The following is a 16,662-nucleotide window of genomic DNA, read 5'->3' on the forward strand; positions in this document are numbered from 1 at the left end:
CAGCTGAGCTACGGAATCTAATGTTTTTGATTCTTTCTTTCCGCCAGGACCCTCCCGATAAATCGGGATGCTCTACCAGCTGAGCTACGGAATCATTGTTACCTTTATTTGAAACTGTGTAACATTTCAGTTTTTGTGATCCCGCTGGGATTCGAACCCAGGACCCATACATTAAAAGTGTATTGCTCTACCAGCTGAGCTACGGAATCTAATGTTTTTGATTCTTTCTTTCCGCCAGGACCCTCCCGATAAATCGGGATGCTCTACCAGCTGAGCTACGGAATCNTACCAGCTGAGCTACGGAATCATTGTTACCTTTATTTGAAACTGTGTAACTTTTCAGTTTTTAGTGATCCCGCTGGGATTCGAACCCAGGACCCATACATTAAAAGTGTATTGCTCTACCAGCTGAGCTACGGAATCTAATGTTTTTGATTCTTTCTTTCCGCCAGGACCCTCCCGATAAATCGGGATGCTCTACCAGCTGAGCTACGGAATCTTTTCCCTGTTTAAACCATCTCTAGGGCGGTCTGTTTTGGGACTGCAAATATACAGGCTTTGATTAGTTTTGCAAACTAAATATTCAGCTTTTTTTAAATTAAAATTAACTGCCTGTTATTCAGGAAAAATAAATCGATATGTAGCATGAGTTTTAGATCGGGTTGCCCCCAATGCAGCATGAATAGCCTGCATTTTAGTGTTAAAATCACCTACCCATGATAGTTCCGCTTCGGTATAATGATTTTGCGGCAAAACATAAAACTGAAGTTTTCGAAACAATGCAGATTCAAGGCCGTGTTTCTGATAAGCTTGTTTGGTTCCCATCACCACCACTCGAATTCGATCCATTTTACCTCTCCATTTATAGTAAACAAATTTTAGCTTACCCCAAAGGTTAAGCTTGCCGTTCAGGTGCTTAATTATTTGGTTGGCGTCTGGTAAACAAACAATGAATGAAGCTGGTTCATTATTAATGTAGGCAAACCAAATCAACTGCTCATCCATTATGGGTTTCATTTTTTCAAAACTATCCAATAAGATCTCTTTCGAAATCGGAACAAAGTTTTCAAAATCCTGCCAGGCATCATTATAGATCTCCTCAAAATCGGCTGCAAACTTATCAAACTTGTTTACGGTTAAATATTCAAATGAATAGCCCGGCTTAGCAATTACCCAGTCTGCGATTTTTTCTACCCGTGCAGGAAGAGCAATAGGTATCGTATTAGTGTATTGCTGATAAGCCTGTGTAAACCCGTATGACTCAAAAAACTTTTGATAGTAAGTAGGATTGTATTGCATACCAAATGAAGGATGCACAAATCCATCGATAAGTAAGCCCCAATAGGTATCGTTTTCGCCAAAGTTGATGGGGCCATCCATCGCTTTCATTCCACGTTGAGCAAGCCAATCTTTACAGGTATTAAATAGCAGGAATGCAGCTTCTTTATTGTCGATACATTCAAAAAATCCCATTCCTCCGGTTGGATGCTCAGATTGATATGCTTTCTTCTGATTAATAAACGCTGCCACACGACCTATAAGATTACCATTGTTATCTTTTAAAACCCATCTGGTAGCTTCTCCGAAAGAGTGAAAATTATTGCGTTTAGGGTCAAAAATAGATTCAATATCACTATCGAGTGGTCTAACCCAAACAGGATCTTTCTTGTTAATAATTACTGCAACTTCCAGAAATTCCTTTTTCGTTTTGGCGTCTTTAACCTCAATAATAGTCATATAAAAATTTTAGTGTCCAAAAATATAAAATTGCTTGTGGCTTAGTTAAAAAAACAGAGATTTGTCGAAATAACCATTCAATAATCTTATGATAATAGGCGACAAACTTCCGGCATTTAACCTTAAGGGAGTAGACGGAGAAATGAGCAATCAGTATGCATATGCTGATAGATATGCGTTGTTGGTAGTATTTACGAATAATAGCTGCCCGGTAGCTGTAGCATATCGCAATCGGATTAAAAATATGCTTAAGCGTTATGAAGAGGATAATTTGGGTATCATTCGAATCAACTCGACAACAAAAAACAGTGAAGCTGAATCGTTGGAAGAGATGAAAAAAATGTATGATGAATTAAAACTCCCTCATTTGTATTTAATGGACGAGGATCAAACGGTGGCTAAGGCATTTGGTGCTACTAAAGTTCCCGAAGCATTTTTATTTAACTCAAAAAGAGAGTTGGTTTATAAAGGTGCAATAGATGATAGTTGGGAAAATGAAAATATGGTTACCAGGGTCTACCTGGAAGATGCCATTGAATCAGCACTGGACGGCATTGACGTAGATTATCCGGAAATCGATCCAATTGGGTGCGATATCATATTAAGTTAAACGTTGGATATCAACTATAGCTTGACTTACTTGGGTTGCTAAGATTGGAGTTCCAGTATAATAAAAAAGGTTGTCAGAATCATTTGGCAACCTTTTTTGTTTAGCTAATCTATATAAAACCTAATTACCGGATGGTTTAGGTTTAAATTTCATAACTAAAAGAGCTTCAATCATTAAATAGATTGAAGCTCTTTTTAGATTATTGATTTTCCATTAAAAAGTTATTGTTTTTCCGGATCCACCTGCCGCAATAAAGTCATTAATTGCTTTTAACTCTGCAGCTGTAAGTGTTGATGGCGCTGTTTTTCCTTGGTACGGAGCATTTACAAAAGGTTCATAACTATATTTACAGCCTCCGTCACAATCAGATAACGATCCTGTATAACTGGTTTCTGTGCGGTCAATGGTAGTTAATTTTTCATTCCGAGCCACATATAAGGGTCCGAATTCAAATTTTTTTAGAATGTTATTACCTAAGATATACTCCCATCCTCCTCCTCCAAAAGTAAGTTGGGGATCTCTTATGTCTGCAACCCACAAACTTCCAATTATATTGGGTATTCCGGGCAGGATGCTCTTTGCATAAAAAACGGAGTTGTAACCAAGGGTTTTCTCGTTATAATAAAAATATACATAGAAAGATCCCTTTTTGCCTAAATCAGGTCCTCCTTGTATCAGACTCAAAGCAGAAGGCATTGCCAATGTATAGTCACCAGCATACCAACCCAAACCATCTTTGGGTTCATATTTCGCCGTAATTTTTTTTCGATTGGAGATACCCATTGCCGGGTAGCTGTATACAACATCAAAAGTAAAAGTATGTATATCTTTAACGTTACCAGTAGCTGTAATTTTCAAGATATCTGCCACTGTGGTATAAGTTATTTTGATTTCAGGGTCAGAAACATTTTCAATTTTGATAAGATTGGCCGGGCTATTACGAGTTTCCTCAGTTGGCGTTGTGGCTATACCGCTGGCAAGTTCAATCAATTTTGGATCACCCGAAAACCATGATTTAATTCTGTTTACGGCTTTAACCACCCCATTATAGATGGATGTGGCTTTATTGGTAACCAACACAATATTTCTAAAAAATGCATTTGTGCTCTTTTCATCAGCAATTGAAACACCTTGATAGGCAGAGCTTACATTAAAAGAACGTTGAACACCTGTTTGAAAAACAAATTCAGGTTCTGCCGTAGTAACCGCTTCAGCCGTTTTTGTGTTGCTGTTTTGTCCGCTTAAGAGGATTTTAAGATTGATTACTTGCTTATTCTGTCCATTGTAAGCAAATAATACTTTCTTATAATCCAACGCTTTTTTGAAGGTGTAAAAAGAAGCTCCTAAGCCAGCAAGTCCCAGTACTTGTGTATAACCCGTAGGAGCAGCAATTGCCTCTGCAGAAAGGGCCAAAAGAGCCATCGACTCAGTTGCAAGCCCTACATAAGCAATAACCCCTGCACGATATTCCTGATCACTGTTGAATTTTGCAGGCACATCAATACCTAATCCATTGGTGCTTTTGGTATGAATTGCCTGTTCCGAAATATCAGGCATGTCAAAGTTTAATTTTTGAAGAACAAAAGCCAGTTCCTTCTTTTCTGTATCAGTTAAAGCTGCATATTTAGCCTTAAAAGTTTCTTTAAATACGGTTAAGGTATTGGCATCTTCAGTGCTTGAAACATCGGTAATGGCATCATCAAGTTGAGCCAAATAAGCATCTTTAACCTGGTCGGGATTGGTAATAGGTGAATAAGCTGAAATAGTTAAGGTCGGTTTCTCCTTAGCTCCAACAATAGAAAAGTCTAAATTCAACTGACCTGAAGGAATAACGGGAACTAAAAATGCAGCTGTTGTATCATCAATTTTAGTTAAGGTGACTTTTTTCTCCCCAATCAACATTTCCCATGATGATTTATCTTTTGGTAGTTCATAGTTTACTTTTACCAGGTCTCCAGGAGTAACAGTGGTTTTATCAAGTACTAAAATGTTTTCTTTTGGTATTGCAGGGTCAGAATCTCCCTTTTTACATGCAATGGGTAAGAAAAGAATAAATATGATGACGAGAGAGCAAAGCTTGAATGAAAGTAAGTTTTTTTGCATATCAACAGGTTTATTTTTTAAGTATATCGAGTGGCTAAAATGGATACAAATATTTGATTACGAAATACCTGTTACTAGGTAAATTGTAAAATATTTAAAATAGGACTGTTTAGTCAGTCTGTAAGAAAAAGAGCTTCGATCATTAAATAGATCGAAGCTCTTTTAAGATCATTAATTCATCTGTACCTATTAAATAGTTATTGTAGTTAAACTTCCATTAGCAATAAAGTCATTAATTGCATTTAACTCCACAACTTTTGAGTCTGCTCGGGTTTTGGGGCATAATTAATGGTTGGTAGTATGAAGAAAAAGAAAAAGGGTGACCGGAACTTTGTTAGGCCGGTCACCCTTCTTTATTTTGGTAGAGGGGTAATTTCTCGTCTCCTCTTTTCGACTATCAATTATTGATGAGTACTATTAATTATTGTCTGGTATAGGTTTCTAAATAAGAACCATGATTATCCGTGAATCTCAACTTTAAGGTTGTACCTGAAAGTAGAATAACCTGGGCGGATTGCGGACTTCCAATTACGTTTACCGATAAATTAAGCGTTCCGTTGTTTAAGGTATAAGTTCCCGAATATTCCGACTCGAGCTGGCAAGCACCATTAAATGGCTTATGAGACTTTCCAACATACGTGTTTTTTGAAGAGTTGAAACTTAACGTATTATTACCACTGCAAGGTGTGATAATGTCCGTTTGATTGCTTTCATCAACTTCAGAGATTAATTTCCAGGTTCCATTCAAAGAAGGATTATTTAATTTGGCGGTAATTTTTTTCCGTTTGCTAATACCCATTGCCGGGTAGCTGTAAACCACATCAAAGGTAAAGGTTTGATCTTCTTTAATAGTGCCTGTGGCTGTGATTGTTAAAATGTCTCCGTTCGCTGTTGTACTCAATTTAATGGCTGAATTGGAAACGTTCTCAATTTTAATCAGATTGGCAGGGCTGTTTCTAATTTCAGAAGCTGGAGTAGCCGGTATTCCACTTGCAAGTTCAATCAATTTTGGATCTCCCGAAAACCATGATTTAACCTTGTTTACCACTTTAACCACCCCATTATAGATGGAAGTTGCTTTATTGGTAACTAAAACTATTTTTCTAAAGAAAGCATTAGTACTCTTTTCATCAGCAATTGAAACACCTTGGTAAGCTGAACTAACATTAAATGAACGTTGAACACCAGTTTCAAAAACAATTTCAGGGTCTGCAGTAGTAACTGCTTCAACCACTTTTGTACTGTTGTTTTGGCCACTTAAAAGGATTTTAAGATTGATTACCTCTTTGTTTTGGCCGTTATACAGGAATAATACCCGTTTATAATCCAGCGCTTTTTTGAATGTATAAAAAGTAGCCGCTAAGCCTGCGAGGCCTAATGCCTGTGTAAAACCTGTAGGGGCAGCAATTGCTTCAGCAGAAACGGTCAAAAGAGCTATTGACTCGGTTACAAGTGCTACATAACCAATTACCCCTGCGCGATACTCCTGATCAGTATCGATTCTTGAAGGCACATCAATTAAATCGTTGGTGCTTTTACTATGAATTGCCTGTTCTGCAATATCAGGCATATCAAACTTTAATTTTTGAAGAACAAAAGCTAATTCCTTCTTTTCTGTATCAGTTAAAGCTGCATATTTAGCCTTAAAAGTTTCTTTAAATACAGTTAAGGTATTGGCATCTTCAATGCTTGAAACATCGGCAATAGCATTGTCAAGTTCAGCTAAATAAGCATCTTTAACCTGTTCTGGATTGGAAATAGGTGAATATGCTGAAATAGTTAAGTCCGGTTTCTCCTTAGCTCCAACAATAGAAAAGTCTAAATTCAACTGACCTGAAGGAATAACGGGAACTAAAAATGCAGCTGTTGTATCGTCAATTTTAGTTAAGGTGACGTTCTTTGCTCCAATCAATATCTCCCATGATGATTTATCTTTTGGTAGTTCATAGTTTACAGTAACCAGATCTCCCGGGGTAACGGTGGTTTTATCAAGAACCAAAATGTTTTCTTTGGGAATTTCCGGGTCGGAATCGCCTTTTTTACATGCTATAGGTAAGAGGAAAGTAAATAGAAAAACGAGAGAGCTGAGCTTAAATGAAAGTAAGTTTTTTGTCATATTAACAGATTGGTTTATAAAAGTATATCCAAGGGGCGAAAATGCCTACAAATATTTAATTACGAAATACCCATAAGTAGGTATTATTGTAAAGGGGGTTATTAATAGAAAATTTGTGGTCAGGAGGATCAAAAAAGAGGGGAGCCCTTGTAAAAGGGGAAGAGTAATATTGGGGTTATTCCCTTTTAATTCAAAAGTCCCCAATTTTTTTGGGGACTTTTATGTTTATGAAATAAGGTTAAAATCTGTCGTCGTCTTCAAACTCATCAATATCATCGAACGATCCGAAATCATCCATAGGCATTCCCATGTCATCATCATCATCGTCATCTAAAAAACGATTTTTAACGTTTTTGGCATCTTTAGGATTAAGAGGCTTCATACTTTTCTTCGGATCCTCTGTTGCACTTTTGCCGCTGGTTTTTTTAATTGGTTTCTTTGGCGTTTTCATTTACCTCTTCAAATTTAAATTTTCTACTAATAGATTCTTGGTTTAGATTTACTAGGTTATGGCTTATTTTTCTAGTTGTTTATTTCTTTAAATTCTATTTATGCAAAATTAAAAAGTTTTTAAATTCTAAAAAGCAGGTAAGAAATTAATTTTCCACCTGTTCTCCAATTTCGCTTCCGTTAGTGGCCTGTATATCTTTTAATTGCGGCAAATCATTCAATGAATTCAAGCTAAAGTAATCCATAAATAACTTGCTGGTGGTATATAGTAGCGGCCGACCCGGAGCATCACTTTTACCTGCAATGGTAATTAATTCTTTTTCCAGCAGTTTTTGTACACTGTAATCGCAATTTACTCCTCTAATTTGTTCAATTTCTGATTTGGTTATCGGCTGTTTGTAGGCAATAATAGCCAACGTTTCCATGGCGGCTGCCGATAATTTCTTTTTATTTCGATGTTGAATCAATGAGCTTACTGTTGGCGCAAACCTTTTTTTGGTCATAAACTGATAACCACCACTGAGTGCCACTAATTCAAAAAAATGTTCTTCTCCTTCGTATTTTTTGCTGATGGATTCAATGGTCTCATCAACCAGGTCACTGTTAACCTCCTGTTCGCTCACATTGCTTAAGCAAGCAATGATTTCGGACGTAGTTATGCTTTGTTCCGAAGCAAATATCAGGGCTTCAATATGTTGTTGAATCATCTCCATCTTTCGCAAAAATAGAATATCTCTTTATGCAGCAAAAAAAAATATTAAATTTTGATAATGATTTGATTTTTAAACTGTTAGTTGGGTTGTTTGCCGGTTTGAGAAAAAATCAGATCATTTGCGGAGTGAAAATATGGAGCAATTGTTAAAATCGGTAGCCGATACTTAATGAATATCTGAAGCCAGCCGACCAGGATGAATTGCTGTCATTCGCTTTAAATTCCTTGTTTTTAGCCAGGTCTTTTAAAAACGGATATCGCTCTGCCAAAGCCTGCATGTATTCCTGGGTTTTTTCATCAACATCAACATTCGTTAAGTCTCCGTTCATGTTTAGTTTCACCGAATAGTTAGATATTGATGGTCCGATTAAGATCATATCAATTGCTATTCTACGTTTTATAACAAATTGATAACCTAGTAAACCTCCGAAATTGAGAATGTTAATTTTACTATCCAGAGTAACGTCAGTGGTTCCTCCATCTGTAGTTGTTAGTGAAGCTAATTTATTGCTCTTAAAAGCATAATATGAAACATATGGGCCAACATATACCCCACGAGGAGCCTCGTGGCGGTTCTCACTACCCAAGTAAAAACGATAGTCTCCTGCAATGGTATAACCACTTCTCGAATTACTTCTTTTCTCTACAATTGTAGAGTTAGCCCCATGTATTATATCAGGTAATTCTACATAACCAACCTGAACATTAAATGCTTCATTGGGGCCAACAATACGTTCATAAGAGAACAATGCCGCTTTACCATAGATTAACTGAGAGCTTAAATTAAACTTAATAGTGTTTTTTAGTTGGGGCTTCAGCGAGTCGGTCGCCTGACCAAAACTCCTGGAAGAAATTGCTGTTAGAAAACATAACAAGTAATAGTAGTATCTGTATTTCATAGCAAAAGGGGGTTTACTTAAATTTACTATTTATAATCTACTTATCAGTTAATTTCTCATTGCTATTTTGTTGGTAATTAAGGAGTTTTGTCTTTTTTTTAGAATTTATTGGGATATTCTATATTAATTAAAAGGAATAATTTTATGATATTAAGCAATTGTTGTAAATATTTCTTTTCCAACAGTATTTTTATTTTCTTTGCCAAACAATTGATTAATAACTATTAATAAATAAATAATTATTGATCAGTGAATTAGCGGTAATTCAATTAAAAATTTAATTAACCTAACCCAATATTTAATGAGGAAACTTTACTCACTTTTTTTATTCTTTTTAATTTTCTGCTCTACAATTTCCGTTTCCAAGGCTCAACAGTTTTTAAGTTTACGTGGAAGTAACTATGCCGGTATTTATAATGTTTATTATAACCCTGCCGAAATAGTTGACAGTCGTTATACGTTCGATCTTAACCTTGTAAGCTTTTCCGGAAGTTTTACCAATGATTTTGGAACCTTAAATCGTAATTATTTCTTCGATAAAGGTTTTTTGAAATTGAATGTTAAGGATGATATGGATCCTTACTTGTCATTTGCTGAGGATAGCAAAATGCGTTCAGGATTAGGCAATACTACTATTTTCGGTCCTTCGTTTATGTTCACTTTTGGCAAAACGCGTCAGTATAGCTTCGGTTTATTTACCAAGGCAAATGCTTTTGTTAATGTTGATGGAGTAAGTGGTGAGTTTTCAACCCTGGCTAAGGACGATTTCAAAAATGATGCATTGCAGGGTAAGCCAATTGTACTGAATAATTTCCAAACATCAGCCATTGGTTATGGCGAGATCGGTGCAACTTTCGGTCGTGTGCTGTTTAATAAAGAGCAGAACTTTTTAAAAGGTGCTGTTTCTGTTAAATACGTTAGAGGATACGCTTCGGCTTATATCAACAGTAAGCAAATTTCTATGCAAGTAAATGATCCTGAAAACGGGATCGCTAAAATCACTACCGATTTAAGCATTGGTCATTCTAACAACTTCGATCCGAATACAGGCGATTTCCAAAGTGATAAAATTGGAGGTTCAGCATCTGCTGCCTTTGACTTGGGCTTGGTTTATGAGTTCCGTCCAAAGTATAGAAACTTCTATTACGAGATGGATCAGGTGAAAGATCGCGTTCGTCAGGATGTTAACAAATACATGTTCAAGGCTGCCATTTCAGTTACCGATATTGGTGGGCCGCTGAAATTTGAAAAGGGAAATTTTAGTCGTGATTATAAAATTAACAGGGATAATTATGATCTATCGGGCTTGCCTGATCCAACTGATTTAAAAGAATTTACCGATTATTTGGATGCTGATTTCGGTAACCAGGGAGCAAAAGTTAAAAACTATGAGTTTAACTTGCCTACTGCGTTAAATGCCAACTTCGATTATCATGTTTGGAGAGGTATTTACCTGAATGCAAATGCTTATGTTCCAATGAACAACAAAAGCAAGGTCAGTGCACATTATGTGAATATGTACAGCTTTACTCCGCGTGTTGAAACCGGTAATTTCGGTGTTTATTTTCCGGTAACCTATTCAGGTCACCAGGATTTGAATATGGGCTTTACCCTGCGTTTGGGTACGTTCATAATCGGTACAAATACCATTGCACCTGTTTTTGGAAAAGAAGATATCAAAGCTGCTGATATACATTTCGGAGTTCGTATTCCGGTGACCAAAAAACATCCTAGAGACCGTGATAACGATTTGATCTCTGATAGAAAAGATAAATGTAAAAGGGTTCCAGGCGAAGTTCAGTTCTGGGGATGTCCTGATACGGATAAAGACGGAATTCAGGATAAAGAGGATAAATGCCCTGAAGTAGCCGGTAAAACAGAATTTGGAGGATGCCCTGATACTGATAATGATGGAATTCAGGATAGCGAGGATAAATGTCCAACTGTAGCTGGTAAAGCAGAATTCGGCGGATGTCCTGATACCGATAATGATGGTGTTGTAGATAGCGAAGATAAATGTCCTAACGTTGCCGGTAAAAAAGAGTTTGGCGGTTGCCCGGATACCGATAACGACGGTATTATTGATAGTGAGGACAAATGCCCTGAGTTAGCCGGTCCAAAAGAATTGGGTGGTTGCCCTGATACTGATGGTGATGGAATCGTTGATCCACAGGATAAATGTCCTACCGAAAAAGGGTTACCTGAATTAAACGGTTGTCCGCAGAGAGATGCTGATGGTGACGGAGTGAAAGACGAAGTAGATGCTTGTCCTACAGTTGCAGGTCCGGTTGAAAACAAAGGTTGTCCTTACCCTGATACCGATGGTGACAGTGTTTTAGATAAGGACGATCAGTGCCCGAACACTCCTGGTGACCCGGCAAATCATGGCTGTCCGGTAATTGAAGAGGAAACCAAAAAGATTTTGGAAAAAGCCTTCGATAACCTTGAATTTACCACCGGTAAAGCCATCATTAAGAAAGTGTCATTCGCTTCTTTGACTGACCTTGCCTTAATTATGAAAGAAAACCCTGATTATATTCTGAAAATTGAAGGCCACACTGACAATGTAGGTAAACGTGCAACGAATATGCTGTTGTCGAAAAACCGTGCAAATGCGGTTAAAAATTACCTTGTGAAAAAAGGTGTTGCTGCTAATCAATTTAAAGTAAACTCTTTCGGTCCTGATAAACCAATTGCTGATAATGCTACAGCAGAAGGTCGTCAGCAAAACCGTCGTGTTGAAATGACGGTTATCTTCAAATAAAAAGAAAGACTTCCAATCTAATTATAAAAAGGCTCGCTGAGGGGAAACTCTTTTGCGAGCCTTTGTTTTTTGGGAGTACTTCGACTGCGCTCAGCATGACAGGAATTGAAACGTCAGCTTGACAAGAACTAAAATATCAGCCTAAGCGTAGTCGAAGGCCTTCTTAGCGGGGGCCAAAGTAAAGAGGTCAGCCTGAGCGTAGTCGAAGGCTTGATCTGAATTAGTAGACAACGCTTCGACTCCGCTCAGCGTGACGAAACTGTAATGTGTTAATTAAAATGATTATTTAGCGCTTTTAAACGATATTTGTCGCCCTTTAAAAATTAAGCTGAGTGTAGTATAATTGAATATGAAAGTTTGCATAGCCGAAAAACCCAGTGTTGCCAAAGATATTGCCGAAGTAATAGGAGCCAAACAACGAAAGGATGGCTATTATGAAGGTAATGGATACCAGGTTACCTGGACTTTCGGTCACTTTTGCACGCTGAAAGAACCTCACGATTATACCGAGCGTTGGAAAGCCTGGCGTTTGGAAGATTTGCCGATGATCCCGCCAAGTTTCGGCATTAAGTTGATAGATAATGGCGGGGTACAGAAGCAGTTCAAGGTAATTGAAAATTTGGTTGCCGGTTGTGAAGAAGTGATCAACTGTGGTGATGCGGGCCAGGAAGGAGAACTGATCCAACGTTGGGTATTATTGAAAGCCAAATGTAATGTACCGGTAAAACGCCTTTGGATCTCTTCATTAACCGAAGAAGCTATAAAAGAGGGCTTTAAGCAGTTAAAAGCAAGCGAACAGTTCAATAATTTATATGCTGCGGGCAGTGCACGCGCCATTGGCGATTGGTTGCTGGGCATGAACGCCACGCGTTTGTTTACCAAAAAGTTCGGGCAGGGGAAAGTGGTCTTGTCTATCGGCAGGGTGCAAACTCCAACCTTGGCCATGATCGTTCAACGTCAGAAAGAGATCAATGCTTTCGTTTCTGAGGAATATTTCGAGCTGAAAACCATTTACCGCGATACGGAGTTTACCGCTACAATTGATCGTTTGCGATCATTAGAGAAAGCCGAAAAAGGCTTGGAGTATCTTAAGCAGCATTTGTTCGAAATTACCTCATTCGAGAAGAAAGAAGGAAAGGAGGGTAATCCTCGTTTGTTCGACCTGACCTCCTTGCAGGTGGAAGCGAACAAAAAATACGGCTACTCGGCTGATGAAACGCTAAAATACATTCAGAATTTATACGAGAAAAAGTTTGTGACCTATCCAAGGGTTGATACCACTTATCTTTCGGAAGACCTTCACCCTAAAATAGCCGGTATTATGGAGCAGCTGACGTATTACAGTCAGTTTACGGCGCCAATATTGGCTAAACCCATTCCGAAGCTGAAGACCGTTTTCGATGATAAAAAGGTGACCGATCACCACGCCATTATTCCTACGGGTGTATTGCCAGTGGGTTTGAGTACCGATGAAAAACGGGTGTACGATTTAATTACCCGAAGGTTTATCGCTGCATTTTATCCCGAGTGTAAGGTATCGAACACAACGGTATTGGGGAAGGTTGGTCAGGTGGAATTTAAGGCTTCCGGGAAGCAGATCTTAGAACCCGGCTGGAAGGAACTCTACGCCAATGATAAAACCGAGAAGAAAGAAGGCGAGGAGGAAGAACGCATCATGCCGGTTTTTGAGGTAGGAGAGAGCGGTCCGCATGAGCCAAGGGTGCATCAGGGGAAAACCTCACCGCCTAAACCTTTTACCGAGGCTACTTTGCTGCGAGCCATGGAGACAGCCGGAAAACAGGTAGATGATGAAGAAGTGCGCGAATTGATGAAAGATAACGGTATTGGACGGCCATCAACCCGAGCCAATATCATTGAAACGCTTTTTAAGCGTAAATACATCGAAAAGAAAAAGAAGAACCTGTTTGCCACTCAAACGGGCATGGATCTGATCGATACTATCCAAAATGAACTGCTGAAAAGCGCCGAATTGACCGGAGCTTGGGAGCGCAAACTTCGACTGATAGAAAAAGGCGAGTATGCTTCGGATACCTTTAAGCAGGAGCTCATTCAAATGGTGGTTGACTTAACCAAAGAGGTGAAAAGCAACATTGGCAAAGTGATCACCATTGTTACCGAAGCTCCTAAAACAGAAGAAAAACCTAAAAAAGAAGCGAAGCCCAAAGCGCCTAAAGAGGCCGTTGCTATTGAAGAACTGAAATGCCCCAAATGCAAAGAGCATGTGCTTAAAAAGGGAAATACCGCCTATGGCTGTGCCAATTTTAAGGTATGTGGCTTTAAGGTTCCGTTTGAAGTGTTTGGCAAAAAACTAAGCGACAAGCAACTCTCCGACCTGCTGAGCAAAGGTAAAACCGGTAAAATAAAATGTTTTAGTGTGGATGGTAAAGAGGTGGAAGGGAAGTTAGTGTTTGATGCTGGGTTTGAAGTAAAGGTGGAATAATAGAATTTTGATAGGGGATACATGGGGGGTAAAGCAGGGGAAAGAGCCTTTAAAGTACTGCTAACAACTTCCGAACTAGGTGTTATCCGATTCCACAGCACTTCATACGACAAGTTTCGCGAACATTTTAATGCACTTGAGGTTCAGTTTGCGATAAAAAAGCTATTGAAGAAGCTCTATAAGGATATGAAAAACAAGAAGTATAGGTTTGTTTGTATTTTATTATTGGCGTTTTGTTTAAGTTCAGCTAGAGGTTTATCGCAAAGTCTTGATAGCGCCCGAGTATATGCTATTTCTATGCATAGACTATATAAGTATAGCATTAATAAAGCCTACATTCCTATGGAGGCCGAGCCTATTGTATTAAAGGATTCAAATCAGCTTTATAAGTTGTATTCAACAATAATAGATTCCGTTATAACTGGTAAAGGGAAAAGTATAAAAAGTAATTATCCTTATGACCTTAGACTATACTTTGAGTTTTTTAAAGATGGTAAAGTCGTTAAAGAAATTGGATTTACTACTCCAAACCAAGCATTTATTAACCTGTGTCTTTATTCCTATGATAAGAAAAAGCTCAAGAGTTTAGATAAATATATATCTGGACTATATGATTCATTTGTTATTAAGTAGCATCTCATGATTCAGAACAGGATTGTAAATTGGATGTATTTACAATCCTGTTCTGTTAATTGTCATGCAAAATTTAGGTTTGCTCACGCCATTGCAATTGACAACTTTCGCCAATTTAGACCGATATTCATGTAGCTATTGGCGCGATCAACCTCTTTTTTGACTCTTTTATACCTTATTTATTGGTAGTTAAGCAGTAGGTTTGAAACTTAAATCAATTTAATAACCATGGCACTAATCAATCCTCACATTAACTTCAACGGAAATGCCGAAGAAGCATTCACCTTTTACAAATCAGTATTTGGCGGAGAGTTTGCAAAAGTTATTCGTTTCAAAGACCTTGAAAGTCCTGAATTCCCTGTAGCAGAACACGAAAAAAATAAAATTATGCATATTGCTTTACCTATCGGTAAAAGTAATATGTTGATGGCTAATGATGTTCCGGAAAGCATGGGAAAAACAAACGAAAATGAGAACAGAAGTAAAATTGTAATAATTACGGAAAGCAAAGAAGAAGCCGACCAATTATTTAATGGACTTTCAGTTGGAGGGCAAATAGAAGGGCCAATCGGTGATAGTCCATGGGGTTCATATTTTGGTTGTTTTAGAGACAAATACGGCATTGAATGGATTGTGGAATTTGACCCAAAATTTAACGGAAAAGTATAAGCAGAAAACCCGAGTTGCTGGAAGAGCAAAGCCATACGACCAGTTCAAAACCATAGAATGACGAAAGACAAAATTTTAGAAATTGGGATTGACGACAAGGAGCGACTTTTTATTAAGCCGGAAAAAGAACGCTTTACGTTAATCTATAGAACAGCAACCGAAGTTCACTGGGATAATAACGGACTTTTTCTTTATTCACCCAAACCTCAAGGTTGGTCATATTTTGATTGGTTTAGACACATTACAGGTGTTACAGAAACGGAATGCAACTATAAACTTTTACTCACCAATAAAACCTTGTGGACAAACATTTCAGATGAATTAAAACAACAAATAATTGAATATCAAAAACAGACATATAATAGCTCTTTGTCAAAAAAGTGCTGGATGTGGCTAAATAAACTTTTCAGTAATTAAAATTCGCCAAGTGAAGACTCAAGGGACTGGATTACTTTGGACATTGGATAAAAGACAGTTGAGTTATAATTAGTCTGAGTGTGCGAACTGCTAGAATCTAATAGTATATCTACTTCATTTAAAATGGATTAGTTATTTTTAAAGGAAACTTGAAACAGTGCATAAACTAGCGTTACGGGAAATGCCATTTGTCGTTAGCCCATTGTAATAACATTAATAAAGCACCATGTATCAACAATTCTACGACCCACATCCAGCCTTGAAAGGATTTGTAAAAAACATCATGATGCACGAGGTGAAGTGGGAAGCAAAGGAAAACTCAAATACTTTTTCCATTCCCCCGCTTCCTGAACACAGCTTGGCCTTTTATATAAGAGATCTTGCGGTCTCAGAAAATGTGTCTACGAAAGTAAAGGAAACTCTTCCGCCTTCTATTATTGTTGGTCCCAATATCAATAGACATATTATTACAGCAGGACGTGATCATTTGATAATAACCGTAGCATTTCAGCCGGGAGGGCTGTATCGCTTTTTAGGTATACCCATGAATGAGCTTTTATGCAAGGATGCATTTGATGGGCTTGAATTACTTGGAAATGAAATAAACGAAGTAACTGACCGGTTACGTGAGGCTGATTCTTTTGATAAAATGAAAATGATGGTTGAAAGCTTTCTGTTTAAATACCTGGGCAAATTAGAACCAACCTTACCCATTGATTATGTTTTTCCTCTGCTTATTAAACAACGTGGATTACTTAAAATAGATCAACTGGCATCTCTTTCCTGCTTAAGCACACGACAATTTGAAAGAGTATTTCAGCAGCGTTTAGGATTACCTCCTAAGCATTTCTCTCGTTTAGTAAGATTTTCACAAGCCTGGATGGTAAAACAACAACAGCCCGGTATTAGCTGGCAAAAAGTTGCTTATGAATGTGGATATTTTGATCAGATGCACCTTATACGCGACTTCCAGGAATTTGCCGGGGCCAATCCCTCATCTATTGAATCGGAATTATTGAAATCACAAGCAAAAGTTTTTAATGAATTCTTTTGCTAGAATGTCGCTTTTGTACTATGCTTTTGCTTTCTGA

At 37.9% G+C, this 16,662-nt stretch carries 13 protein-coding genes and 2 tRNA genes; 7 read left to right on the top strand and 8 right to left on the bottom strand.

Features of this window, described 5'->3' with window-relative positions:
* Positions 1 to 136: 136 nt before the first annotated feature.
* The 3 genes from C3K47_RS15720 to C3K47_RS15730 form a co-directional block, all read right to left on the bottom strand.
* Positions 137 to 209, bottom strand: a tRNA-Lys gene (locus tag C3K47_RS15720).
* 141 nt (positions 210 to 350) lie between these two features.
* Positions 351 to 423 (bottom strand) — tRNA-Lys (locus tag C3K47_RS15725).
* Between the two features lie 192 nt (positions 424 to 615).
* The gene (locus C3K47_RS15730) at positions 616 to 1,737 is read right to left on the bottom strand and encodes a GNAT family N-acetyltransferase (protein WP_103790118.1); all 1,122 of its coding nucleotides are present in this window, start codon (positions 1,735 to 1,737) and stop codon (positions 616 to 618) included.
* A gap of 88 nt (positions 1,738 to 1,825) precedes the next feature.
* Between C3K47_RS15730 and C3K47_RS15735 the strand changes: the two genes are divergently transcribed.
* Positions 1,826 to 2,347 carry a redoxin domain-containing protein gene (locus C3K47_RS15735; protein ID WP_103790119.1) on the top strand — a complete coding sequence of 174 codons (522 nt, stop codon included), beginning with the start codon at positions 1,826 to 1,828 and terminating at the stop codon, positions 2,345 to 2,347.
* 213 nt (positions 2,348 to 2,560) lie between these two features.
* Here C3K47_RS15735 and C3K47_RS15740 read toward each other — a convergent pair whose 3' ends face one another.
* The 5 genes from C3K47_RS15740 to C3K47_RS15760 form a co-directional block, all read right to left on the bottom strand.
* Positions 2,561 to 4,450, bottom strand: coding sequence for a hypothetical protein (locus C3K47_RS15740; RefSeq protein ID WP_103790120.1), 1,890 nt, complete (start codon positions 4,448 to 4,450; stop codon positions 2,561 to 2,563).
* A gap of 421 nt (positions 4,451 to 4,871) precedes the next feature.
* Positions 4,872 to 6,566 carry a lipocalin-like domain-containing protein gene (locus tag C3K47_RS15745; RefSeq protein ID WP_103790121.1) on the bottom strand — a complete coding sequence of 565 codons (1,695 nt, stop codon included), beginning with the start codon at positions 6,564 to 6,566 and terminating at the stop codon, positions 4,872 to 4,874.
* 238 nt (positions 6,567 to 6,804) lie between these two features.
* Complete coding sequence (locus C3K47_RS15750; protein ID WP_103790122.1) at positions 6,805 to 7,017, bottom strand: hypothetical protein; 213 nt, start codon at positions 7,015 to 7,017, stop codon at positions 6,805 to 6,807.
* A 145-nt stretch (positions 7,018 to 7,162) separates the two neighbouring features.
* Positions 7,163 to 7,723 carry an SMC-Scp complex subunit ScpB gene (gene scpB / locus C3K47_RS15755; protein ID WP_317043039.1) on the bottom strand — a complete coding sequence of 187 codons (561 nt, stop codon included), beginning with the start codon at positions 7,721 to 7,723 and terminating at the stop codon, positions 7,163 to 7,165.
* A gap of 151 nt (positions 7,724 to 7,874) precedes the next feature.
* Positions 7,875 to 8,627, bottom strand: coding sequence for a hypothetical protein (locus C3K47_RS15760; protein WP_103790124.1), 753 nt, complete (start codon positions 8,625 to 8,627; stop codon positions 7,875 to 7,877).
* A gap of 301 nt (positions 8,628 to 8,928) precedes the next feature.
* Here C3K47_RS15760 and C3K47_RS15765 point away from each other — a divergent pair, with 301 nt between their 5' ends.
* From C3K47_RS15765 to C3K47_RS15790, 6 genes are all read left to right on the top strand, one after another.
* Positions 8,929 to 11,391: a thrombospondin type 3 repeat-containing protein gene (locus C3K47_RS15765; RefSeq protein WP_103790125.1), complete on the top strand. Its 2,463-nt coding sequence runs from the start codon at positions 8,929 to 8,931 to the stop codon at positions 11,389 to 11,391.
* 349 nt (positions 11,392 to 11,740) lie between these two features.
* On the top strand, positions 11,741 to 13,852 hold the full coding sequence (locus C3K47_RS15770) for a DNA topoisomerase 3 (protein WP_103790126.1): 2,112 nt from the start codon (positions 11,741 to 11,743) through the stop codon (positions 13,850 to 13,852).
* A gap of 21 nt (positions 13,853 to 13,873) precedes the next feature.
* Positions 13,874 to 14,485: a hypothetical protein gene (locus C3K47_RS15775; RefSeq protein ID WP_103790127.1), complete on the top strand. Its 612-nt coding sequence runs from the start codon at positions 13,874 to 13,876 to the stop codon at positions 14,483 to 14,485.
* Between the two features lie 228 nt (positions 14,486 to 14,713).
* A complete protein-coding gene (locus C3K47_RS15780) occupies positions 14,714 to 15,154 on the top strand; it encodes a VOC family protein (protein ID WP_103790128.1) in 441 nt (146 codons plus the stop codon).
* A gap of 57 nt (positions 15,155 to 15,211) precedes the next feature.
* Positions 15,212 to 15,571, top strand: a complete 360-nt coding sequence (locus C3K47_RS15785; RefSeq protein WP_103790129.1) for a hypothetical protein — start codon at positions 15,212 to 15,214, stop codon at positions 15,569 to 15,571.
* Positions 15,572 to 15,797: 226 nt separating this feature from the next.
* A complete protein-coding gene (locus C3K47_RS15790; RefSeq protein WP_103790130.1) occupies positions 15,798 to 16,628 on the top strand; it encodes a helix-turn-helix domain-containing protein in 831 nt (276 codons plus the stop codon).
* Positions 16,629 to 16,662: the final 34 nt, after the last annotated feature.

Source organism: Solitalea longa (assembly GCF_002920915.1).
Lineage (GTDB): Bacteria > Bacteroidota > Bacteroidia > Sphingobacteriales > Sphingobacteriaceae > Solitalea > Solitalea longa.